The 20,016-nt window shown below is 72.9% G+C and carries 19 protein-coding genes and 1 riboswitch; of the genes, 7 read left to right on the top strand and 12 right to left on the bottom strand.

Features of this window, described 5'->3' with window-relative positions; all coding sequences use genetic code 11:
* The first annotated feature begins 164 nt into the window (after nucleotides 1–164).
* Nucleotides 165–944 (top strand): bifunctional DNA primase/polymerase, encoded by a 780-nt coding sequence (locus ABZO31_RS09080; protein ID WP_406860597.1) that lies wholly within the window; start codon nucleotides 165–167, stop codon nucleotides 942–944.
* A 122-nt stretch (nucleotides 945–1,066) separates the two neighbouring features.
* Here ABZO31_RS09080 and ABZO31_RS09075 read toward each other — a convergent pair whose 3' ends face one another.
* Genes ABZO31_RS09075 through efeO form a run of 4 tightly spaced genes read right to left on the bottom strand, consistent with a single transcriptional unit; the run spans nucleotide 1,067 to nucleotide 5,389 of the window.
* Nucleotides 1,067–2,056, bottom strand: a complete 990-nt coding sequence (locus tag ABZO31_RS09075) for a hypothetical protein (protein ID WP_406860596.1) — start codon at nucleotides 2,054–2,056, stop codon at nucleotides 1,067–1,069.
* Entirely contained in the window at nucleotides 1,938–2,891 is a 954-nt protein-coding gene (gene efeU / locus ABZO31_RS09070) for an iron uptake transporter permease EfeU (RefSeq protein ID WP_406860595.1), read from the bottom strand. Before efeU ends, ABZO31_RS09075 begins: the two co-directional genes overlap by 119 nt.
* Before the next feature lie 37 nt (nucleotides 2,892–2,928).
* Nucleotides 2,929–4,218 carry an iron uptake transporter deferrochelatase/peroxidase subunit gene (gene efeB, locus ABZO31_RS09065; RefSeq protein WP_406860594.1) on the bottom strand — a complete coding sequence of 430 codons (1,290 nt, stop codon included), beginning with the start codon at nucleotides 4,216–4,218 and terminating at the stop codon, nucleotides 2,929–2,931.
* Between the two features lie 13 nt (nucleotides 4,219–4,231).
* Nucleotides 4,232–5,389 carry an iron uptake system protein EfeO gene (efeO, locus tag ABZO31_RS09060; RefSeq protein WP_406860593.1) on the bottom strand — a complete coding sequence of 386 codons (1,158 nt, stop codon included), beginning with the start codon at nucleotides 5,387–5,389 and terminating at the stop codon, nucleotides 4,232–4,234.
* Between the two features lie 270 nt (nucleotides 5,390–5,659).
* Between efeO and ABZO31_RS09055 the strand changes: the two genes are divergently transcribed.
* Nucleotides 5,660–6,352: a PhzF family phenazine biosynthesis protein gene (locus ABZO31_RS09055; RefSeq protein ID WP_406860592.1), complete on the top strand. Its 693-nt coding sequence runs from the start codon at nucleotides 5,660–5,662 to the stop codon at nucleotides 6,350–6,352.
* Nucleotides 6,353–6,382: 30 nt separating this feature from the next.
* On the opposite strand, the gene ABZO31_RS09050 is transcribed toward ABZO31_RS09055, so the two are convergent.
* A complete protein-coding gene (locus tag ABZO31_RS09050) occupies nucleotides 6,383–7,234 on the bottom strand; it encodes a transglycosylase SLT domain-containing protein (protein WP_406860591.1) in 852 nt (283 codons plus the stop codon).
* 3 nt (nucleotides 7,235–7,237) lie between these two features.
* A riboswitch (cyclic di-AMP (ydaO/yuaA leader) is annotated at nucleotides 7,238–7,424 on the bottom strand.
* A gap of 348 nt (nucleotides 7,425–7,772) precedes the next feature.
* On the opposite strand from ABZO31_RS09050, the gene ABZO31_RS09045 reads away from it, so the two are divergent.
* Nucleotides 7,773–9,080, top strand: coding sequence for an acyltransferase family protein (locus tag ABZO31_RS09045; protein WP_406860590.1), 1,308 nt, complete (start codon nucleotides 7,773–7,775; stop codon nucleotides 9,078–9,080).
* 24 nt (nucleotides 9,081–9,104) lie between these two features.
* On the opposite strand, the gene ABZO31_RS09040 is transcribed toward ABZO31_RS09045, so the two are convergent.
* The gene (locus ABZO31_RS09040) at nucleotides 9,105–9,755 is read right to left on the bottom strand and encodes a heme oxygenase (biliverdin-producing) (RefSeq protein ID WP_406860589.1); all 651 of its coding nucleotides are present in this window, start codon (nucleotides 9,753–9,755) and stop codon (nucleotides 9,105–9,107) included.
* Nucleotides 9,756–9,876: 121 nt separating this feature from the next.
* On the bottom strand, nucleotides 9,877–10,734 hold the full coding sequence (map, locus tag ABZO31_RS09035; protein WP_406860588.1) for a type I methionyl aminopeptidase: 858 nt from the start codon (nucleotides 10,732–10,734) through the stop codon (nucleotides 9,877–9,879).
* A gap of 65 nt (nucleotides 10,735–10,799) precedes the next feature.
* On the opposite strand from map, the gene ABZO31_RS09030 reads away from it, so the two are divergent.
* Complete coding sequence (locus ABZO31_RS09030; protein ID WP_406865299.1) at nucleotides 10,800–11,030, top strand: hypothetical protein; 231 nt, start codon at nucleotides 10,800–10,802, stop codon at nucleotides 11,028–11,030.
* Between the two features lie 20 nt (nucleotides 11,031–11,050).
* On the opposite strand, the gene ABZO31_RS09025 is transcribed toward ABZO31_RS09030, so the two are convergent.
* Nucleotides 11,051–11,662, bottom strand: coding sequence for a hypothetical protein (locus ABZO31_RS09025; RefSeq protein ID WP_406860587.1), 612 nt, complete (start codon nucleotides 11,660–11,662; stop codon nucleotides 11,051–11,053).
* A 97-nt stretch (nucleotides 11,663–11,759) separates the two neighbouring features.
* On the opposite strand from ABZO31_RS09025, the gene npdG reads away from it, so the two are divergent.
* A complete protein-coding gene (gene npdG / locus ABZO31_RS09020; RefSeq protein WP_406860586.1) occupies nucleotides 11,760–12,464 on the top strand; it encodes an NADPH-dependent F420 reductase in 705 nt (234 codons plus the stop codon).
* 103 nt (nucleotides 12,465–12,567) lie between these two features.
* Complete coding sequence (locus ABZO31_RS09015) at nucleotides 12,568–12,744, top strand: hypothetical protein (RefSeq protein ID WP_406860585.1); 177 nt, start codon at nucleotides 12,568–12,570, stop codon at nucleotides 12,742–12,744.
* Between the two features lie 55 nt (nucleotides 12,745–12,799).
* Here ABZO31_RS09015 and ABZO31_RS09010 read toward each other — a convergent pair whose 3' ends face one another.
* Nucleotides 12,800–13,600: a site-2 protease family protein gene (locus tag ABZO31_RS09010; protein WP_406860584.1), complete on the bottom strand. Its 801-nt coding sequence runs from the start codon at nucleotides 13,598–13,600 to the stop codon at nucleotides 12,800–12,802.
* A 146-nt stretch (nucleotides 13,601–13,746) separates the two neighbouring features.
* Here ABZO31_RS09010 and ABZO31_RS09005 point away from each other — a divergent pair, with 146 nt between their 5' ends.
* Nucleotides 13,747–17,067 carry an ATP-binding protein gene (locus ABZO31_RS09005; protein ID WP_406860583.1) on the top strand — a complete coding sequence of 1,107 codons (3,321 nt, stop codon included), beginning with the start codon at nucleotides 13,747–13,749 and terminating at the stop codon, nucleotides 17,065–17,067.
* A 27-nt stretch (nucleotides 17,068–17,094) separates the two neighbouring features.
* On the opposite strand, the gene ABZO31_RS09000 is transcribed toward ABZO31_RS09005, so the two are convergent.
* The 3 genes from ABZO31_RS09000 to panB all read right to left on the bottom strand — a co-directional run bounded on the left by ABZO31_RS09000 (nucleotide 17,095) and on the right by panB (nucleotide 19,987).
* Nucleotides 17,095–17,958, bottom strand: a complete 864-nt coding sequence (locus tag ABZO31_RS09000; RefSeq protein WP_406860582.1) for an ABC transporter permease — start codon at nucleotides 17,956–17,958, stop codon at nucleotides 17,095–17,097.
* Nucleotides 17,955–18,947, bottom strand: coding sequence for an ATP-binding cassette domain-containing protein (locus tag ABZO31_RS08995; RefSeq protein WP_406860581.1), 993 nt, complete (start codon nucleotides 18,945–18,947; stop codon nucleotides 17,955–17,957). The genes ABZO31_RS09000 and ABZO31_RS08995 overlap by 4 nt, the downstream gene beginning before the upstream one ends.
* Nucleotides 18,948–19,123: 176 nt before the next feature.
* Nucleotides 19,124–19,987, bottom strand: coding sequence for a 3-methyl-2-oxobutanoate hydroxymethyltransferase (gene panB / locus ABZO31_RS08990; RefSeq protein ID WP_406860580.1), 864 nt, complete (start codon nucleotides 19,985–19,987; stop codon nucleotides 19,124–19,126).
* Between the last annotated feature and the right edge of the window lie 29 nt (nucleotides 19,988–20,016).

The following is a 20,016-nucleotide window of genomic DNA, read 5'->3' as shown; positions in this document are numbered from 1 at the left end:
CGGCACCGGTGTGACGTACCCCGGTTGGGAACTCCGGTCACCCGGGGCGCAGGATGGTGGGACCATGACTGCAGCGTCGACGGCCTCGACCGGGCCGTCCGACTGCTTCGACACGCGGCGGGACCCCCGCGTGCGCCGGGACGAGCACAGGTGTGAGGGGATTGATGGGCGACGGCATCGGCCGCAACCGCGGCACGGAGAGCAAACTCGCGCAGTGGCTGCGCCGACGCTCCCGGCGCACCGCCGCGGACGACGCCGGTCACCGCGAGAAGCTGCTCCTGGCCGTCGCCGGCGCCGGACTCCCGCTCGCCCCCGCCGCGTATCCCGTCGGCTACCGCTGCTCCTGCGAGCGCATCGGCTGTCCCACGCCCGCCCGCCATCCCGTCTCGTTCGCCTGGCAGACCCAGTCCACGACGGACCGCGCCCAGATCGAACGCTGGGCCCGGAACGAGCCCGAGGCCAACTTCATCACCGCGACCGGCATGGTCCACGACGTCCTGGACGTTCCGTTGGCCGCCGGTCGCGCCGCTTTGGAGCGGCTGCTCGCCGAGGGCGTCGAGGTGGGCCCGGTCGCCGAGTCCGGTGCGGCCGTCGCCGAGGGCGAACTGCCCGCCGACGAACGTCGCATGCTGTTCTTCACCGCCACCCGGGGCACCCCCGAGGACGAGGACGAGTGGTGGCCCTGTGAGCTGGACTGCCACCCCGAGACCATGGACGAGCATCCCGGTCTGCGCTGGCACTGCCGCGGCAGCTACGTCCTCGTCCCGCCCGCCCGGCTGCCCGGCGACGACCGCACGGTGGACTGGGTCCGCGGCCCGGAGCACGCCCTGCCCGACCCGCTGACCCTTCTTGAGGCCCTCACCGACGCCTGCGCCCGGTACGCCGGCGAGCGCGCCGCCGAGGACGCGGAGCACCACGAGCCGGCCTGGCCGCTCGGCCGGTAGCACGTAAGACGGGCAGCGCGTAAGACCGGCAGCGCGTAAGACCGGCAGGACGTAAGAACGGCAGCGCGTAAGAAGGGGCGGCCCGTGGCCGCCCCTTCGCCGTACGCGCTCTCCGAGCCGTCCTACGAGCCCTTCGCGCTCGTCACGCCCTGCAGCCGGCCCGCTATCGTCACCGCGTCCTTCGACGCCGCCTGGGCCGCCGGCTTCACCAGCGCCGCCTGGTTCGAGACCCATTCCTTGGTGACCGTGTTCGTCACCTCGCCGGTCATCAGCGCCTTCACGTCCGGGTCGACCTTCGGCCGGTAGCCCTGTGCCGCCGTCTGCCGCTCGAAGAAGCGGTGGGCGAAGAACACCAGCGCCCCGCCGTCCTCGGTCGCCAGCGCCAGCGGCGCGTTGTCGCCGTCGTCCATCGTCTGGTCGACGTACTGCGTCGCCAGGCCCACCCGGTTGGCGTTCCGCTCCCGCGACTGCCGCCACAGCGTGGTGTGCGCGCCGGGCGCGAACATCTTCGGCTCGCCCGTCTTCATGTACGAGGCGTACTGCCCGCCCAGGTCCTCCGGGGAGACCGCCAGCCTCGTGTCGCCCGCGGCGACCGGCACCGCGAAGCCGTCCTGCTGCTTGAAGACCGGGACCTCGTCCGGCGACAGGATCGCCAGATGCGCGGCCTCCCACAGCTGCTCGGTCCCGTTGCGCACGAAGACCACCAGCCAGCGGTCGCCGGAGCGCCGCGCGCCGCGGTCCCGGTTGGAGTCGGTGTCGGCCACGAACCAGCGCGGCCAGCCCGCCTTCTTCGGGATGACGAACTTCGCGTCCGTCAGCTCCAGCGGCTGGTGCCGCGGGTTGCCGCCCGGACTGGTGACCGAACGGGCCTTCAGACCCGCCTGGTTGATCGCGCCCAGCGGCCCGGTGACCCGGCCCGCGTCGAGCGCCGGGTCGTATGCCTTGTCGGCCGCGTTGTACGCGGTGGTGAAGTCCTTCAAGGCCTGTTCGGCCTCAGTCCTCGTCACCGCCGGGACGAGCTCCAGCTCGCCGTGCACCGTCACGCAGCCGCTCGCCGTCAGCGCCAGCACCGCCGTCGCCGCGATCGCCGTCGCCGGCCTCCGCCTTCTCATCGGCCTTCTGCTCCTCCACCCGCACCGGACGTCCGAACCCTACCGGGGCGAGGAAGATCGCGAGCGTCGGGACCAGATAGAGCGCCCACACCGTGACCTGAAGCACCGTCGGATCGGGCTGGAAGTTGAAGACGCCCTTGAGCAGGGTGCCGTACCAGCTGTCCGGCGGAACGGTGTCCGAGACGTCGAACGCCTTGGTCTCCAGACCGCCGAGGAACCGCGCCTCCTGCAGGTCGTGCACCCCGTACGCGAGCACGCCCGCGGCGACCACGACCAGCAGCCCGCCGGTCCAGGTGAAGAACTTCGCCAGGTTGATCTTCAGCGCCCCGCGGTAGAACAGCCAGCCGAGCAGCACCGCGGTGAGCAGGCCGAGCAGCACGCCGGTCAGCGGGGCGTGGGAGCCGTCCGAGGAGGCCCGTACCGACGCCCACACGAACAGCGCGGTCTCCAGGCCCTCCCGGCCGACGGCCAGGAACGCGGTCGCGACCAGCGCGCCGGTGCCCGTCCGCAGGGCCGCGTCCAGCTTCCCGTGCAGCTCGGCGCGCAGGTGCCGCGCGGTGCGCCGCATCCAGAACACCATCCAGGTGACCAGGCCCACCGCGAGGATCGACAGCGTGCCGCCGAGCGCCTCCTGCGCCTCGAACGTCAGCTCCTGCGAGCCGAACTCGAGCCCCGCGCCGAACGCCAGCGCCACACCGACGGCCACGCCGATGCCGGTCCAGATCGGCCTCAGCGCCTCCCGGCGCCCGGTCTTCACCAGGTACGCGATGAGGATGCAGACGACCAGACTGGCCTCCAGGCCCTCGCGCAGGCCGATCAGATAGTTCCCGAACACGTCGGTCCCCTCCTTGAGTTGCGGGCGGGCGCCCTCGCTACGAGAACAGCGCCCGGCCCCACCAGTCGTCCTTGCCGCGGACGCCCGGCGGGATCGCGAACAGCGCCGAACCGACGTGCTGGATGTACTCGTTGAGCACGTCGGCGCGGGCCAGCGAGGTCTGCACCGGCACGAAGCCGGTGCGCACGTCCCGCTGGTAGGCGAGGAAGAACAGGCCGGTCTCCAGGCGGCCGAGGCCGTCCGTGCCGTCGGTGAACGAGTAGCCGCGGCGCAGGATCGTCGCCCCGCGGTTGGAGTCCGGGTGCGCCAGCCGTACGTGCGAGTCCGGCTTCATCGCCGGCAGGAACGGCTCGTCGTGCTCCTTCGCCTTCCCGACCGGCGCGCCTTCCTTCTTGTCGCGGCCGAAGATGTCCTCCTGCTCCTGCAGCGGGGTGCGGTCCCAGGTCTCGACGTTCATCCGGATGCGGCGGGCGACCAGGTACGAGCCGCCGTCCATCCAGGCCGCCGGGCCCTCGGCGGCCCTGCCGGAGACCCAGACGTGCTCGGCCAGGCGGGCGGCGTCGGTGCCGGCGATGTTGCGGGTGCCGTCCTTGAAGCCGAACAGGTTCCGCGGGGTCTGGGCGTCCGGGGTCGTCGAGGACGTCTTGCCGAAGCCGAGCTGCGACCAGCGCACCGCGACCTTGCCGAAGCCGATGCGGGCCAGGTTGCGGATGGCGTGCACGGCGACCTGCGGGTCGTCCGCGCAGGCCTGGACGCAGAGGTCGCCGTTGCTGCGGGCCCGGTCGAGGTTGTCGCCGGGGAACCTCGGCAGGTCGATCAGGGCCTCGGGCCGCCGGTCCTTCAGCCCGAACCGCTCGTCGAAGAGCGAGGGGCCGAAGCCGAGGGTGAGGGTGAGCCGGGACGGCTTGAGGCCGAGCGCCTCGCCGGTGTCGTCCGGCGGGGCCTCCGGGAGGCCGCCGTACGCGCCCTCGCCGACCTCGTGACCGGCCGTCATCCGCTCGGCGGCGCGGGTCCAGTCCTGCAGGAGCCGGATCAGCTCGGCGCGGTCCTTCGTCTTCACGTCGAAGGCGGCGAAGTGCAGCCGGTCCTGGACCGCGGTGGCGATGCCTGCCTGGTGCTTCCCGTGGAAGGGCACGGCCCCGCCGGCTTCGGCGGCCGGTTCCGCGCCGTCACCCGTACGCGCGAGCGCGACGGCGCCGCCGGCCGCGGCGGCGCCGAGCGCGAGCCCGGCGCCGCCCCAGCCGATGACACGGCGCCGGGAGGGCGCCGACGCGTCGGCGGACGCGGTGGTCTCCGTGCTCTCCGTGGTCCCGGTGGTCTCGGCCATCGTCGGGTTCCCCCTACTTCACAACCGCGGCGGCGAGCTTGGACAGCGGCTCGGCCAGCGCGTTCACGCCGTCCGAGAGCTCCTTGCGCTGCTCCTTGCCGACCTTGTCGTACGAGGTGAAGACGTACGCGTTCTTGTCGGTGCGGTACTGGTCGAGCAGCGTGTTCAGGGCGGCGAACTGCTTGTCCAGTTCGGCGACCAGCTTCGGGTCGTTCTTCGAGGCGACCGGCTTCAGCAGCTCGAAGGACTTCTGCGCGCCCTCGACGTTCGCCTTGAAGTCGACCAGGTCGGTGTGGGAGTAGCGCTCCTCCTCGCCGGTGACCTTGCCGGTGGCGACCTCGTCCAGGAGCTCCTTGGCGCCGTTGGCCATGGAGGTCGGGGTGATCTCGGCCTTGCCGACCCGCTTCACCCAGTCGGCCAGGTCCTTGTCCAGGAGGTCGGCGAGCTGCTTCTCGCGGTCGCCGATCTTCTTGTCCTGCCAGAGCGCCTTCTCCAGGCGGTGCCAGCCGGTCCAGTCCTTCGCCGGGTCCTGGCCGGCCTCCAGGCCGTCCTCGCGGACGTCGACCTTCGGGTCGATGTCGCCGAAGGACTCGGCGACCGGCTCGGTGCGCTCCCAGCCGATGCGGGAGTCGGCGTACGCCTTCTTCGCGGCCTCGATGTTCCCGGCGCGGACGGCGTCGGTGAAGACCTTCACCTTCGGCAGCGTCTCGTCGGCCTGGGCCTGCACGTACTGGCGGTACGCGGCGACCGCGGCGTCCATCTCGGGGGAGCGCTTCGCGGTCTTGCCGCCGCCGGTGACGGTGACCTTCTGGCGGATGCCGTCGCCCTTCATGCCGGGCTTGCAGGCGATCTCGTAGTCGCCGGCCTTCACCTCTGCGGTGATCTTCGCCTTGGTGCCGGGGCCGATGTTCTCGCGCTCGGTGACGATGCGGTCGTCCGGGAAGAGGATGTAGACCTCGGTGACCTTGCTGCCCTTGTTCTCGACGGCCAGCTCGACGTGGCCGGCCGGGAACTCCTTGTCCGAGACCTCGCAGGAGTCGTCCTTGGCGACGACGGCGACCGCGCCGCCGGTGCCGCCCTTCGCGTCGCTCTTCTCTGCGCAGCCCGTGACGGCGGTCAGAGCCGCCGCGGTGGCGGCGGCGGTGACGACGGACAGGCGGACGGCTCGCATAGGGGCTCCCGGGGAGGTCGGCACGGGCGCGCGAAACGGCCGTGCAGGTCGGTGAGGCGGACCTAACTTAGCTCAGCCTTACCTCGGCCATACCCGTCCGTCCAGTGATTCGGCTCTCAGCCCGGCCGGCCCGGACACGGCCTGGTCACGAGGCCCTCATGGCCATGCCATGAGCGGGTCAACTCCCGGTCAAGCGGGGCGTTCTGTCCCTGTTTCGCCGATTCCGGACAGGAGCAGCGCAGAGGGGCGCCCTGATGCTTGAATTCCGCCATGAACACGACCGTGACGAGCCGTACGACCGACGGTGCGACCGACATCGACGTCCTGCGGGTCTTCTGCGCCGGCGACGGCCGGTACGGCAATGCCCTCGGCGTCGTACGCGACGGGCGCGGCCACCCCGACGAGGCGTCCCGGCAGGCGCTCGCCAAGGAGCTCGGCTTCAGCGAGACGGTGTTCGTCGACGACCCGGAGTGGGGCAGCGTCGACATCTACACCCCCGGCCTGCGGCTGCCGTTCGCCGGGCACCCGGTGGTCGGCGCGGCCTGGCTGCTCGACCTGGAGGTCGTCCGGCCGCCGGCCGGCGAGGTGTGGGTGCGCGGGGACGGCGAGTTCACCTGGATCGAGGCCCGCGCGGAATGGGCTCCGCCGCGCACTCTGCGGCGGTACGCCTCTGCGGAGGAGGTCGACGCGCTGGACGTCCCCGAGCCGGGGGAGTGGATCTACGCCTGGGCCTGGGAGGACGAGGCCGCCGGCCGGGTGCGCGCCCGGGCGTTCCCGGGGCGCGGGGACGGCATCGACGAGGACGAGGCGACCGGCGCGGCCGCCCTGCTGCTCACGGCCGAGCTGGGCCGGGCGCTGAACATCACCCAGGGCCGGGGGTCGCAGCTGCTGACGGCCCCCGGCCCGGACGGAGTGATCGAGCTGGGCGGCCGGGTGCGGCTGGAGCGGACCCTGTCGGTCTGAGCCCCGGCCGCCCGGCCGTCCCGTACGCCCCTAGTACGCCCCGAAGACGTTGTCGATGGAGCCGTACCGGTCCGCGGCGTAGTTGCACGCGGCGGTGATGTTGGCGACCGGGTCGTACGGGTCGTTGGACGTGCCCGGCACGTGGTAGGCCCGGAACGTCGGGTCGATCACCTGGAGCAGGCCCTTGGACGGGGTGCCCTTGGCGGCGTTGGAGTCCCAGTTGTTGATGGCGAGGGGGTTGCCGGAGGACTCGCGCATGATGTTGCGGTGGATGCCCTCGTACGAGCCGGGGATGCCGTGCTCGGCCATGACGTCCAGGGCCTCGTTGATCCAGCCGTCGAGGGTGTTCGTGTAGGCCTTGGGCCCGGCGTCGCGGGCGACGGTCTTGGCCGGAGCGGACTTGGCGGGCGTGGACTTGGCCGGGGCGGTGCGCTCGGCGGACCGGCTCGCGCGCTCGCTGGAGGCGGGCGCCTTCGGCTTGGCGGGGGCGGCGACGGCCTTCTTTCCGAGGGAAAGACGCAGACCCGGGTGAATGAGTGACGGATTGTCACCCACCGCGGCCTTGTTGTTCCGGTAGAGGCTCTTCCAGCCGCCGGAAATTCGATGCTCCTCGGCGATCACCGAAAGGGAATCGCCGCGCACGACGGTGTAGGACTTCGGCGCGGCTTTCGGCGCGGCCTGCGGAAGAGCGGCCGTGATCTTTTCGACGGCGGCGGTGGCGGCGGTGGTCGTCGTGGCGGGGGCGGCCTGCTGCGGGGCGGCGGCCTGGGCGCCGGTCGGGATCAGCGGCAGCGCGAGCGCGGCGCCGCCGGTACCGGCCATGGCGATGCCACGGCGCAGGGGACGGCGCTTGGGGCGGCGGTGCTTACCGGATGCGGGCATGGTCGTTCCTCTCCGGCGCCTTCGGGGTGAGCTGTCGGGTTCGGGCTGGAGCTGCCCGGCCGCACACGGCGGCTTCACCCCGAGCCGCCGCGGGATTCCGCGCCGGCGCATTCGTGGGTCCCCCGCTCCTGCCGACGGGTAGTGCTCGGTCGTTTTTACGGACGGTGGCAGGATTCGGCGATCCGTCCGGGTCGACGCGAACGTAGGCGAGAAATGCGACGGGAAACAAGACGCGAATTGACTGATCAATTGTTCTCGATCATTTCGGGCGGGACGGAAAAGTCCGAACTGCCTTGCGGCGCACGGGCTCGGGGGTGGTGCGGCAGGGGGGCGCGCCATGGTCGCGTGACGGACATCACGGGGGTGCGGGGCGGAATGCCGGAAAGGGAAAACCGAATTCCCAAAAGACGTGACAAGGGATATTAACTGCGCAATGAAAGTCTTGCGGCGGTATGTCCGAATCGTGACGACGTACTCAGGCCCCGCCTGAGTATCCGAGCCCTGACGGCGTTGCGGCCGGGCGCGGCACCGTGTCCGCATGGGAATCAGCGCGCGGGAACTCGCCGCCAACACACCGGCCACCCGGGACCGGTACGTCGACCTGCTGCGGGTCGTCTCGCTCGGCGTCGTCGTGTTCGGGCACTGGCTGATGGCCGCCGTCACGGCGGACGGCACCGTGGGCAACCTGCTGGCCGTCGTACCGGAACTCCAGCTCGTGACCTGGGTGTTCCAGATCATGCCGGTCTTCTTCTACGTCGGCGGCTTCTCGCACGCCCTCGCGCACCGCTCCCGTCCGGCGTACGCGGCGTTCCTGCGCGCCCGGCTGCAACGGCTGCTGCGGCCCACGATGGTGTTCATCGGGGTGTGGGGCGCGCTCGCCCTCGTCGTCCAACTCCTCGGCGCGGACCGGGGCCTGACGGGCGTGGCGCTGCGACTCGTCGCCCAGCCGCTGTGGTTCATCGGCATCTACCTGGCGATGGTCGCCTTCACCCCGCCGCTGCTGAAGCTCCACGAGCGGTACGGCTGGGGCGCGTTCGGCGCGCTGGTGGCCGCGGCGGCCGCGGTGGACGCGCTGCGGTTCGCGGCGGACGTGCCGTACGTGGAGTTCCTGAACTTCGCGTTCGTCTGGCTGGCGGTGCATCAGCTCGGGTTCCTGCGCGCCGACGGGATGATCCGGCTGCCGAGCGCGCTCGCCGCCGTCGGTCTCACCGGCGCGGGACTGCTCGTGGCCCTCGGCCCGTACCCGCTCTCGATGGTCGGGATGCCCGGCGAGAAGGTCTCCAACATGGCCCCGCCGACGCTGGCCCTGCTCTTCCACGGCCTCTGGCTGGTCGGCGCCGTCGAGCTGCTGCGCGGCCCCGGTACCCGGTTCGTGGCGCGGGCGAACGTCTGGCACAAGGTCGTGGCGGCGAACGGGATCGCGATGACCGCGTTCCTGTGGCACCTGTCGGCGATGCTCGGCGTGTACGGTGCGCTGCTCGCCCTGGGCGCGGAGCTCCCGGCCCCGGCGACGGCCGCGTGGTGGGCCCAGGCGCCGGTACGGATCGCGGCCGCGGCGCTGCTCACGGCGGGCCTGGTCGCCGCCTTCCGCCGCTTCGAGCGCCCCGCGCCGGTCGCGCCGGGCACGGGGCAGGGCGGTCCGGTGGCGGCGCTGGGGATCACGCTGGCGCTGCTCGGCGTCCTGGGCCTGTCGATGGTCGGCTTCGGCGGTCTGCTCGAAGGCCGCACGGCCCTGCTGATCGCCGTGCACGTGAGCGCCCCCGCGGCGGTGGGGACGGCGCTGACGGGCTGGCTGCTGGTGGAGCGGGCGGGCCGGGGCGGGCGGCGGGGCCCGGACGCGGCGTGAGGGCGCCGGCCCCGCCCCGGGGGCCTACGCGCTCATCGGGAACTCGTCCGCCAGCTCGCGGAACATGGCCCCGTTGTAGTCGAAGGCGCGCTTGCACTCGTCGACGATCCGCTGCTTCTCCAGGTCGTCCGCGTGCACGGCGTCGAGGAGCTCGCGGTACCCGCGCTTGAAGGCGGCCGGGTTGGCGATGTCGTCGAAGACGTAGAAGCGGACGCCGTCGCCCTTGCGGGCGAAGCCCCAGGTGCGCTCGGCGCGGTCGCGGATGATCTGGCCGCCGGAGAGGTCCCCGAGATAGCGGGTGTAGTGGTGGGCCACGTACCCGGCGGGCCACTCGCGGGCGCAGGAGGCGACGCGGTCGGCGTACGCGGTGGTGGCCGGGAGCGGCGAGACCCCGGCGCGCCAGCCGGGGCCGCGCAGGTGGGCGAGGTCCTGCTCCAGGGCCGCGGTGCGGAAGAGCTCGGGCCGTATGAACGGTCCGGCGACGAGGTCGGTGCGCAGCGCCTCGGCGCCCTCCTCCAGGGCGCGGTACACGAACCAGAGCTGTTCGGTGTAGCGCGCGTACGCGTCGACGCCGAGGCGGCCGCCGAGGAGGTCGGTCATGAAGCCCGACGACTCGGCCTCGGTGTGCTGCTGGTGCGACGCGGTGCGGATCAGCGTGGAGAAGGGAGTGGTCAAGGCGTGCCTCCGGGACCGAGCGGGTCGGGACGGGAACCGGCTTCCGATAGTGCTGCTTAGGCTTACCTAAGTCAACCGGTTCCCGACGGCCTGTCGGTAACGACGCTACCCCGCGAAGGGCCTACGGCAACGTGAGGATCTCCGCACCGTTCTCGGTGACGACGAGGGTGTGCTCGAACTGGGCGGTCCGCTTGCGGTCCTTGGTGACGACCGTCCAGCCGTCGTCCCACATGTCGTACTCGTGGGTGCCGAGGGTCAGCATCGGCTCGATCGTGAAGGTCATGCCGGGCTGGATCACGGTCGTGTGGTGGGGCGAGTCGTAGTGCGGGACGATCAGACCGGAGTGGAAGGACGAGTTGATGCCGTGACCGGTGAAGTCCCGGACGACGCCGTAGCCGAAGCGCTTGGCGTACGACTCGATGACCCGGCCGATGATGTTGATCTGGCGGCCGGGCTTGACGGCCTTGATGGCCCGGTTCAGGGACTCGCGGGTGCGCTCGACCAGGAGCCGGGACTCGTCGTCGACGTCGCCGCAGAGGTAGGTGGCGTTGTTGTCGCCGTGGACGCCGTGGATGTACGCGGTGACGTCGAGGTTCACGATGTCGCCGTCGCGCAGGACCGTGGAGTCCGGGATGCCGTGGCAGATGACCTCGTTGACCGAGGCGCACAGGGACTTGGGGAAGCCGCGGTAGCCGAGCGTGGAGGGGTAGGCGCCGTGGTCGCACATGTACTCGTGCGCGACGCGGTCCAGCTCGTCCGTGGTGACGCCGGGGGCGATGTGCCCGGCCGCCTCCTCCATCGCCCGGGCGGCGATGCCACCGGCGATGCGCATCCGCTCGATCGTGTCGGAGTCCTGCACCTCGGGACCGGTGTACGGGGTGGGGGCGGGCTTCCCGACGTACTCGGGACGGCGGATGGCTCCGGGGACGGAGCGGTGCGGGGAGAGCTCCCCGGGCACGAGCAGCGACTGGGCGGACATGCAGCGAGTCTAACCAGCCGAGGTGGGGCAGCATGGCGTCAGAGCGACGGATGAAGGAGCGGGAGATGTCCCTGTTCAAGAGGCGCACGACCGGCAAGCCGGGCGAGTGGTTCTACTGCCTGGAGCACAGGAAGGTCGAGGAGGGCCCGGACTGCCCGGCCAAGAACCGCTTCGGCCCGTACGCGACACGGGAGGAGGCGTCCCACGCGATGGAGACCGCCCGGGAACGCAACCAGGAGTGGGACACCGACCCGGCGTGGCACGACACCCCGAAGGACGACGACCCGAAGGGCTGACCGGGGGCGGGACCCGCGGCTCACCAGCGGGGCGGGGGCGGGGCCGTCAGGTGGTCGGCCAGCCGGGAGAGGCGGTCGCGGAGGGTGCGGCGGGGGCCCGGGGACGCGTCGGGCCGGCCGTTCTCGCCGGTGGCGGCGCTCACCAGATGCTGGAGGGTGTCCAGGTCCAGCTCCGCGGTGTCCGCGGCCACGGTGAGCGTCTCGTGGGCCAGACCGCGCAGCTCCGGGGCGCCGCCGTCCAGGGACAGCACCGTCGCGCCGGCGCGACGGGCGTCGTGGACCCGCTCCAGGAGCGGCACGTCCGGGCGGGCGGGGGCGACCATCAGCAGGGTCGAGCCGCGGCCGGCCGCCTCCAGACGGCCCAGGCCCACCGCCAGGTGAGCGGGGTCGCCCGGCCGGACCCGGTGCCGGACCAGCGTCGGCGTCAGCTCCGGGCGGCCCGACCAGGCCGCCTCGTCCACCAGATGCGCGGCCAGATGCCACGGCTCGTACTCCGCCGTGCCCACCAGGAGCAGCCCGCCGCCGTGCGGCAGCACCGACGAACGCAGGGCCCCGGCGAACCGCCGGGCCGCCGCCGGCCACTCCGTCCCGGCCAGCACCTCACGCAGCAACGCGACGCGTACGGCATCCATGGCACCGCATCCTGCCGTCCCGCCGGGCGCCCGCGTCGCCGGTTCGCTCCGGCTCACCCGTACGGGAACCGGGCGACCGGCCAGTAATGTCGAGGCCATGACTTCCACTGACAGCGCGCAGAAGGCCCCCGCCAAGGACCCCTGGGACCTCCCGGACGTCTCCGGGCTCGTCGTCGGCGTCCTCGGCGGCACCGGGGACCAGGGCCGCGGCCTCGCCTACCGTCTCGCCCGCGCCGGGCAGAAGGTGATCATCGGTTCCCGCGCCGCCGAGCGCGCCGAGGCCGCCGCGGCCGAACTCGGCCTCGGCGTCGAGGGCGCCGACAACGCCGAGTGCGCCCGGCGCAGCGACATCGTGATCGTCGCCGTGCCGTGGGACGGCCACGCCAAGACCCTCGAGTCGCTGCGCGACGACCTCGCCGGCAAGCTCGTCGTCGACTGCGTCAACCCGCTCGGCTTCGACAAGAAGGGCGCCTACGCCCTGAAGCCCGAGGAGGGCAGCGCCGCCGAGCAGGCCGCCGCGCTGCTCCCGGAGTCGCGGGTCACCGCGGCCTTCCACCACCTGTCCGCCGTGCTGCTCCAGGACACCGCGATCGAGGAGATCGACACGGACGTGATGGTGCTCGGCGAGTCCCGCGCCGACACCGACCTCGTCCAGGCGCTCGCCGCCCGCATCCCCGGCATGCGGGGCGTCTTCGCGGGGCGGCTGCGGGGCGCCCACCAGGTCGAGTCCCTCGTCGCCAACCTCATCTCCGTCAACCGTCGCTACAAGGCCCACGCGGGCCTGCGGGTCACCGACGTCTGAGCCGAGGCGCACGGCCCGGCCGATGTCGGGCCGGATCGGGGCATGGGGGACACTGGTCGGGCAGCACAGCACCGCCGCCGTACCCGGACAGGAGCCGACCCCCATGCCCCGCCTCGCTCTGTACGCCCTCGCCGTCTGCCTCCTCGCGGTCGTGGCGGCCGTCGTCTCCTTCGCCTCGGGCAGCTGGCTCGGCGTGATCTGGGTGCTCCTCGCCGGCCTCTCCTCCAACATGGCCTGGTACTACCTCCGGCGCGCCAAGCTCGCCGCCGCCGACTCCTGACGCCTCGCGGCTCCTGACGCCTCGCGGCTCCTGACGCCTCGCGGCTCCTGACGCCTCAGGACACCCCGCAGACCTCGGGCGCCTCGGCCCAGAAGCGGTACAGCTCCCAGCCGCACTGCCGCTCGAAGGGGTGCACCCCGAGGGACTGCAGCAGCGCGTCCATCCCGTCGAAGAACGCCCCGCCGACCGCCGGGACGAACAGCAGCGCGATCACCACGAAGAAGCCGTACGGCGCGACCGGCTCGATCTTCCGCCGGAAGCCCTCGCTCAGCCAGGGCTCGATCACCCCGTAGCCGTCGAGGCCGGGCACCGGCAGCAGGTTCAGCAGCGCCGCCGTGATCTGGAGCATCGCGAGGAACGCGAGCGCGTACCGGAAGGCGAGCGGCACGCCGTCCAGCGCGTCCAGCCAGAACGGCGCCGTGCAGACCACCGCGAACAGCACGTTGGTCAGCGGGCCCGCGGCCGAGATCAGGCTGTGTCTCCAGCGGCCGCGGATGCGGTGCCGCTCGATGAACACCGCCCCGCCGGGCAGACCGATCCCTCCCATGATCACGAACAGCAGGGGGAGGATGACGCTGAGCACGGCGTGCGTGTACGCCATCGGGTTCAGCGTGAGATAGCCCTTCGCACCCACCGTGAGGTCCCCGCTGTGCAGGGCGGTGCGGGCGTGCGCGTACTCGTGGAGGCAGAGGGAGACCACCCACGCGGCGGACACGAAGACGAAGACCGAGAACCCGGAGGACGCGGCGAAGCCCGTCCACACGGCCCAGCCGCCGACGCCCATGACGGCGAGGATCGCCAGGAAGACCGGGCTGATCCGTCGTTCGTGCCGACGCGCGGCGGCGGTGGTGGGCATGGGCGGGTTCCGTTCGGTCGATCGGATGCTGCCTGTCTCTTGCTGTGTGCCGGTCGAACGTGCCGCGGGGGCCACCGGGTTCCCGGCCCCGGTCCGAGTGGCGACCTCACGCCAAATCGCGTCGCCGGGCCGGGGAGAATGGGCCCGTGCGCTACTCCCTCCTCGGGCCGACGCAGGTCCACACCGCCGACGGGACACCCGTGCCGGTCGGCGGGCCCCGGCTGCGGACCCTGCTGACCGCGCTCGCCCTGCGTGCCGGGCACGTCGTACCGGTCGGCACCCTGGTGGCGGAGGTCTGGGACGGCGAACCGCCCGCCGACGACGTCGCCGCCCTGCAGGCGCTGGTCGGCCGGCTTCGCCGGGCGCTCGGGCACGGCGCCGTCGCCTCGGCGGAGGGCGGTTACCGGCTCATGGCCGGGCCCGACGACGTGGACCTGTTCCGCTTCGACCGGCTGGTCGGCGAGGGCGTACGGGAGGCGGCCGCCGGCGGCGACCAGCGGCGCGCCGGACAGCTGCTCGACGAGGCGCTGGGCCTGTGGCGCGGGCCCGTGCTCGCGGATCTCCCCGACCGCACGGCCCGGGCGGCGCACTGGGACACCCGCCGGCTGGCCGCCCGGCGCGCCCGCGCCGGGGCCGCCGTGGCCCGCGGCGACGCCGAGGCGGCGCTCCCGGAGCTGGCCGCGCTCACCGCGGAGCACCCGCTCGACGAGCCCCTGCAGGCGCTCCGTCTGCGCGCCCTGCGCGCGGCGGGACGCCCGGCGGAGGCGCTGGAGGGGTACGCGTCGGTGCGCCGGCTCCTCGCGGACGGACTCGGCACCGAACCCGGCCCCGAACTGCGCGCCCTGCACGCCGAGTTGCTCTCCCCGGACGAGCCGCCCACCCCGTCCCGAACGCCCGCTGCCCCGGTGAGACCCGTCGGCAACCTGCGCGCCCGGCTCACCAGCTTCGTCGGCCGCGAGGACGACATCGCCAGGCTCCGCACCGACCTCGGGCGGACCCGCCTCGTCACCCTGCTCGGCCCCGGCGGCGCCGGGAAGACCAGCCTCGCGGTCCAGGCGGCCGGCGCCGAGTCCGGGGCGGGCGCCTGGACCGACGGCGTCTGGGTCGTCGAACTCGCCCCGGTCACCGACCCCGACGCGGTCGCCGAGGCCGCGCTCGGCGCGCTCGGGGCGCGCGGGACGGTCGTCCGCTCGGCACTCCCCGAGGAGCTGCGCAGCACCGACCCGCTCGACCTGCTCCTGGAGCACTGCGCCGAGCTGCGGCTGCTGCTCGTCCTCGACAACTGCGAGCACCTGGTCGACGCGGCGGCCGCGCTCGCGGAGACGGTCCTGGCCCACTGCCCCGGCGTGACCATCCTCGCCACGAGCCGCGAACCCCTCGGCGTCCCGGGCGAAGCGGTACGCCCCGTCGAACCGCTGCCCGAGCCGACGGCACTCCGCCTCTTCGCCGAGCGCGGCGCGGCGGTCCGCCCCGGCTTCGCGGTGGACGAGGACCCGGAGGCGGCCGCGGAGATCTGCCACCGTCTGGACGGCCTCCCGCTGGCCATCGAACTCGCCGCGGCCCGGCTGCGCCTGCTCACCCCGCGCCAGATCGCCGACCGCCTCGACGACCGCTTCCGCCTCCTGACCACCGGCGCCCGCACGGTCCTGCCCCGCCAGCAGACGCTGCGTGCGGTCGTCGACTGGTCGTGGGACCTCCTCGACACCTCCGAACGCACCGTCCTGCGCCGTCTGTCGGTCTTCTCCGGCGGCTGTGACCTGGCGGCCGCCGAAGCCGTCTGTACGCAGCTGCCGGCTCCCGCCGCAGGGCCCACCACCCTCGACCTCCTCGGTGCACTTGTCGACAAATCGCTCGTCGTCGCCGCCCCCGACCCCGCCACCGGCGAGATGCGGTACCGGCTGCTCGAGACCGTGGCCGAGTACGGGGCCGAACGGCTCGACGAGGCCGGCGACCGGGAGGACGCCGAGCGCCGGCACCTCGTGCACTACCGCGAGCTGGCCCGGGCCGCCGATCCCGAGCTGCGGGGCCCCGGCCAGGTACCGGCGCTCGCGCGGATCCGGACCGAGTACGAGAACCTGCGGACCGCGCTCCGGCGCGCCGTCGCCGCGCGGGACGAGGACGAGGCGCTGATGCTCGTCCACGCCCTGCTCTGGTACTGGCAGATGCGGGACCTGCGCACCGACGCCCGGCACTGGTCCGCGGCCGCCGCCGGGCTCGGACCCGACCCGTTCGCCGCCCCGGCCGCACCCGTCGTCCCCCTCCGGACACCGCTCACCGCCGCCCCGCCGCCGCTGGACGAGGCGCGTCGCTGGGAGGCGCGCCGCGGGGTGCGGCTCGTCGAACTGCTCAACATGGACCACGACACGGCGCACTGGACCAGCCCCGAAGGGGTGGTCCGACTGGAGCAGATCATCGATGTGTACCCCCCCGGGCTCCCGCAGACCTGCCGGCTGCCCGGCTCCTTCGCGCTCGTCGCCGTCCTCCTCACCGGCGACGAAGCGCGGACCCGCCGGGCGCTCGACGCCACCGTCTCCGCCTGCCGCGAGCACGGCTTCGACTGGGAGCTGGCCAACGCGCTCCAGCTGCGCGCCAACATCCTGGCCAACCGAGCCGACTGGGCCGGCGAGGCCGTCGTCGACGCCGACGAGGCCCTGAAGCTCTTCCTCCGCCTCGGCGACTCCTGGGGCGTCGCCGAGGCGCTCTCCTCCCGCGGCGAGGCCCGCGAGCGGCGGCTGGAATTCGCCGGCGCCGCCGAGGACTTCGCGGCCGCCGTCGGCCACGCCGAGCGGATCGGCGCCCAGTCGCAGACCGCGCTGCTGCGCGCCCGGCACGCCTGCATGCTGGTGGAGACCGACCGCCGCGCCGAGGGCGAGGAGATCCTGCGGCAGATCGTCGACGGCGAGCACGGCCGCGGGGTCGAGGCGACGGTCGTCGCCCGCAGCTTCCTCGCCGTCCACCTCGGCCGCACCGGCCGTACGACCGAGGCCCGCGACCATTTCCAGCGGCTGATCGGCGAGTTCAACTCCGAGACCTTCGCCATCTTCGAGGGCTTCACCCTCGGCGGCCTCGGCTGGCTGGACAACGTCGACGGCGCGTACGACTCCGCCTTCACCCTGGTCCACGAGGCGTACGACCGCTCCCTGGGCGCGCTGTCCCTGATGGTCGCCCCGCAGATGCCGGCCTCCCACCTGGTCAACGCCGCCTGGGCGCTCGCCGGACTCGGCGGGCGCTGCGCCCCGATCGCGGCCCCGCTCCTCGGTGCGGCCGCCGCCGTCCGGCCCGGCGGGCATCTGCTCGCGCCCCAGGAGCAGGAGGGCCTGGAGACCGCCACCGCGCTGGTCCGCGAGCGGCTCGGCGCGGCCGCGTTCGAGGCCGGGTACGCCGAGGGCGGCGGCCTCTCCCTGGAGGAGGCCGCCGCCCTGCTCGACCGCGCCGACGCGATCAGACGGAGCGCCGCCGAGTCCTGAACCCCCGTGCGGACCCCCGTCGTTCCGTCATGTCCTGTTGCGGAACCTCGCCACTGCCAGCGGCGCCGTGACGACGGTGATCGCCACCGCCCAGCCCAGCGTCATCCACACCGAGTGCGCCACCGGACCGCCGTTGACCAGGTTCCGGGCCGCGTCGGCCAGGTTCGACAGCGGGTTGTAGTCGGTGAAGGTCTGCAGCCAGCCCGGCATCGACGTCGGCGGAGCGAAGATCGACGAGCCGAACTGCAGCGGCATCAGCACCATCATCGCCATCCCCTGGACAGCCTGCGCGGTCTTCAGCGTCAGCCCCAGCAGGATGAAGATCCACATCAGCGAGGCCCCGAACGCCATCGAGAGACCGATCGCCGCACACAGGTGCAGGAACGAGGTGTGGATCTCCAGACCGAGCAGGAAGCCCATCCCCAGCAGGATCGCCGTGGCGATCAGCATCCGGCCGATCTCCACCACGATCTTCGCGATGAGCACCGACGACCGGGCGATCGGCATCGTCCGGAAGCGGTCCATGACCCCCTTCTTGATGTCGTCGTTGATGCCGACACCGACGGCCATGGCGATGTTCATGCCCATCATCGCCATCAGGCCGGGCGTCACGTAGTTGACGTACGCGTCGTTGTTGCCCTTGCCGGCGATCGCGCCGCCGAAGACGTACACGAACAGCAGGATGAAGATGACCGGCGCGAACACCGCGTCGAACATCGACTCCGGGTCCTGCTTGATCTGCAGCGCGTTGCGCCGGGCCAGCGCCCCGATGTGTCGCAGATTGGCGCGCAGCCCGATCCGGCCCTCGCCCTCGGGGACGGGCCCCTTCACGGGCGCGGGGCCGTCCGCCGCGCCCGTCGAGGAGCGGATCGGCGTGGTCGTGGTGCTCATGCGGCGACCTCCTGGGCGATCGCGTCGGAGACGGCGGTCTTCTCGCCGGTGAGGGCGAGGAACACCTCGTCGAGGCTGGGCAGATGGGTGCCGATGTCGGCGATGCCGAAGCCGCGCGCGCCGAGCAGGCTCACGACCGCGGTCAGCTGGATGTCGCTGAGGATCGGGACGTACAGCAGGTCCTCGTCCGGGACGACGGTGGCGCCGGCGATGCCGTCCAGGCCGGTCTCGCGCAGGGCCGCGGCCATGGCGGGCAGGTCGGCCCGGTCCGCCGGGCGGACCTGCAGCGTGCGGCCGCCGACGCGGGACTTGAGCTCCGCGACCCCGCCGTTGGCGATGACCTTGCCCCGGTCGACGACCGTCAGCTCGCTCGCGAGCTGCTCGGCCTCCTCCATGTACTGCGTGGTCAGCAGGACCGTCGCGCCCTCCGCGACCATCCGCCGGACCTCGTCCCAGACCTCGTTGCGGGTGCGCGGGTCGAGGCCGGTGGTCGGCTCGTCCAGGTACAGCACGGCCGGGCTGCCGATCATCGAGGCGGCCAGGTCGAGCCGGCGGCGCATGCCGCCGGAGTACTCCATCGCCGGGCGCTTGGCGGCCTCGGTGAGGGAGAACCGTTCCAGCATGGCGTCTGCGCGGCGCCGGGCGTCGGCCCGGGACAGGTCGAGCAGCCGGCCGATCATGTACAGGTTCTCCCAGCCGGAGAGCTTCTCGTCGACCGAGGCGTACTGGCCGGTCAGGCCGATGGTGCGGCGCAGCTGCCGGGGCTGCTTCACGACGTCGTACCCGGCCACGAAGGCCGTCCCGGCGTCCGGCCGGAGCAGCGTGGACAGGCAGCGGACGAGGGTGGTCTTGCCGGCGCCGTTCGGGCCGAGCACCCCGAGGACGGTGCCCTCACGGACGTCGAGGTCGATGCCGTCCAGCGCCTTCGTCTCGCCGAAGTGCTTCACGAGGCCCCGTACCTCGACGGCGTTGGTGTGTGATCGCGTCATGCCTCGTATGGCATCAGCCGCCGCCGACATCGCACCGACAGACGGCCGACAGGCGACCGACAGTACGCCGACGGGTACGGACGGCAGCACGCCGACGGCCCGCCGATGGGGGAAGTCGGCGGGCCGTCGTCCGTACCGCGATGGTCAGTGGCGGCGCGCGGTGCGCCGGACGTGCGTCAGTGGAACGTGTGCTCCTCGGCCGGGAACGCCCCGCCCGCGACGTCCTCCGCGAACGCCTTCGCGGCGTCGCCGAGGGTGGCCCGGAGGTTCGCGTACTGCTTGGTGAACCGCGGCACCTTGCCCCCGGTCAGGCCGGCCATGTCCGTCCACACCAGCACCTGCGCGTCGGTCCCGGCGCCGGCGCCGATGCCGATGGTCGGGATGTGCAGCGAACGGGTGACCTCGGCCGCCAGCTCCGCCGGGACGAGCTCCAGGACGAGCGCGAACGCGCCCGCGTCCTGCGCCGCCTTGGCGTCGCGGATCAGCCGGTGCGCGGCCTCGTCGGAGCGGCCCTGCACCCGGTAGCCCATGGTGTTCACGGACTGCGGGGTCAGGCCCAGGTGCGACATGACCGGGATGCCGGACTGTACGAGCAGCTCGGTCTGCGGCAGGGAGCGCTCGCCGCCCTCCAGCTTGATCGCGCCGACGCCCGCCTCCTTGACCAGCCGGGTCGCGTTGCGCAGGGCCTGGACGGGCCCTTCCTGGTACGAGCCGAAGGGCAGGTCGCCGACGACGAGGGCCCGCTTGGTGCCCCGGACGACGGCGGCGGACAGGAGCGTCATCTCGTCCATCGTGACGGGCACGGTGTCGTCGTAGCCGAGGTGACAGTTGCCCATCGAGTCCCCGACGAGGATCACCGGGATGCCGGCCTCGTCGAAGACCGACGCGGTCATCGCGTCGTAGGCGGTGAGCATGGGCCACTTCTCGCCGCGGGTCTTGGCGGCGGCGATGTCGTGGACGGTGATGCGGCGCGTGCCCTTGCCGCCGTACAGCGCCTTGGTGCTGTCGGGGGCCTGCTTCGGGGCAGCCTGAAGCGTCATGTGAACGGCTCCTTCGTCATCTCGAGGCG

This window comes from Streptomyces solicamelliae (assembly GCF_045348655.1).
Lineage (GTDB): Bacteria > Actinomycetota > Actinomycetes > Streptomycetales > Streptomycetaceae > Streptomyces > Streptomyces solicamelliae.
This window is presented reverse-complemented; position numbering and strand designations above follow the sequence as displayed.

Excerpts from the sequence above, each read along its gene's own strand:
- ABZO31_RS09080 (WP_406860597.1), top strand. The coding sequence starts at position 165 with ATGGGCGACGGCATCGGCCGCAACCGCGGCACGGAGAGCAAACTCGCG.
- ABZO31_RS09075 (WP_406860596.1), bottom strand. The coding sequence starts at position 2,056 with ATGAGAAGGCGGAGGCCGGCGACGGCGATCGCGGCGACGGCGGTGCTG.
- efeB (WP_406860594.1), bottom strand. The coding sequence starts at position 4,218 with ATGGCCGAGACCACCGGGACCACGGAGAGCACGGAGACCACCGCGTCC.
- efeO (WP_406860593.1), bottom strand. The coding sequence starts at position 5,389 with ATGCGAGCCGTCCGCCTGTCCGTCGTCACCGCCGCCGCCACCGCGGCG.
- ABZO31_RS09055 (WP_406860592.1), top strand. The coding sequence starts at position 5,660 with ATGAACACGACCGTGACGAGCCGTACGACCGACGGTGCGACCGACATC.
- ABZO31_RS09050 (WP_406860591.1), bottom strand. The coding sequence starts at position 7,234 with ATGCCCGCATCCGGTAAGCACCGCCGCCCCAAGCGCCGTCCCCTGCGC.
- ABZO31_RS09045 (WP_406860590.1), top strand. The coding sequence starts at position 7,773 with ATGGGAATCAGCGCGCGGGAACTCGCCGCCAACACACCGGCCACCCGG.
- map (WP_406860588.1), bottom strand. The coding sequence starts at position 10,734 with ATGTCCGCCCAGTCGCTGCTCGTGCCCGGGGAGCTCTCCCCGCACCGC.
- ABZO31_RS09030 (WP_406865299.1), top strand. The coding sequence starts at position 10,800 with ATGTCCCTGTTCAAGAGGCGCACGACCGGCAAGCCGGGCGAGTGGTTC.
- ABZO31_RS09025 (WP_406860587.1), bottom strand. The coding sequence starts at position 11,662 with ATGGATGCCGTACGCGTCGCGTTGCTGCGTGAGGTGCTGGCCGGGACG.
- npdG (WP_406860586.1), top strand. The coding sequence starts at position 11,760 with ATGACTTCCACTGACAGCGCGCAGAAGGCCCCCGCCAAGGACCCCTGG.
- ABZO31_RS09015 (WP_406860585.1), top strand. The coding sequence starts at position 12,568 with ATGCCCCGCCTCGCTCTGTACGCCCTCGCCGTCTGCCTCCTCGCGGTC.
- ABZO31_RS09010 (WP_406860584.1), bottom strand. The coding sequence starts at position 13,600 with ATGCCCACCACCGCCGCCGCGCGTCGGCACGAACGACGGATCAGCCCG.
- ABZO31_RS09000 (WP_406860582.1), bottom strand. The coding sequence starts at position 17,958 with ATGAGCACCACGACCACGCCGATCCGCTCCTCGACGGGCGCGGCGGAC.
- ABZO31_RS08995 (WP_406860581.1), bottom strand. The coding sequence starts at position 18,947 with ATGACGCGATCACACACCAACGCCGTCGAGGTACGGGGCCTCGTGAAG.
- panB (WP_406860580.1), bottom strand. The coding sequence starts at position 19,987 with ATGACGCTTCAGGCTGCCCCGAAGCAGGCCCCCGACAGCACCAAGGCG.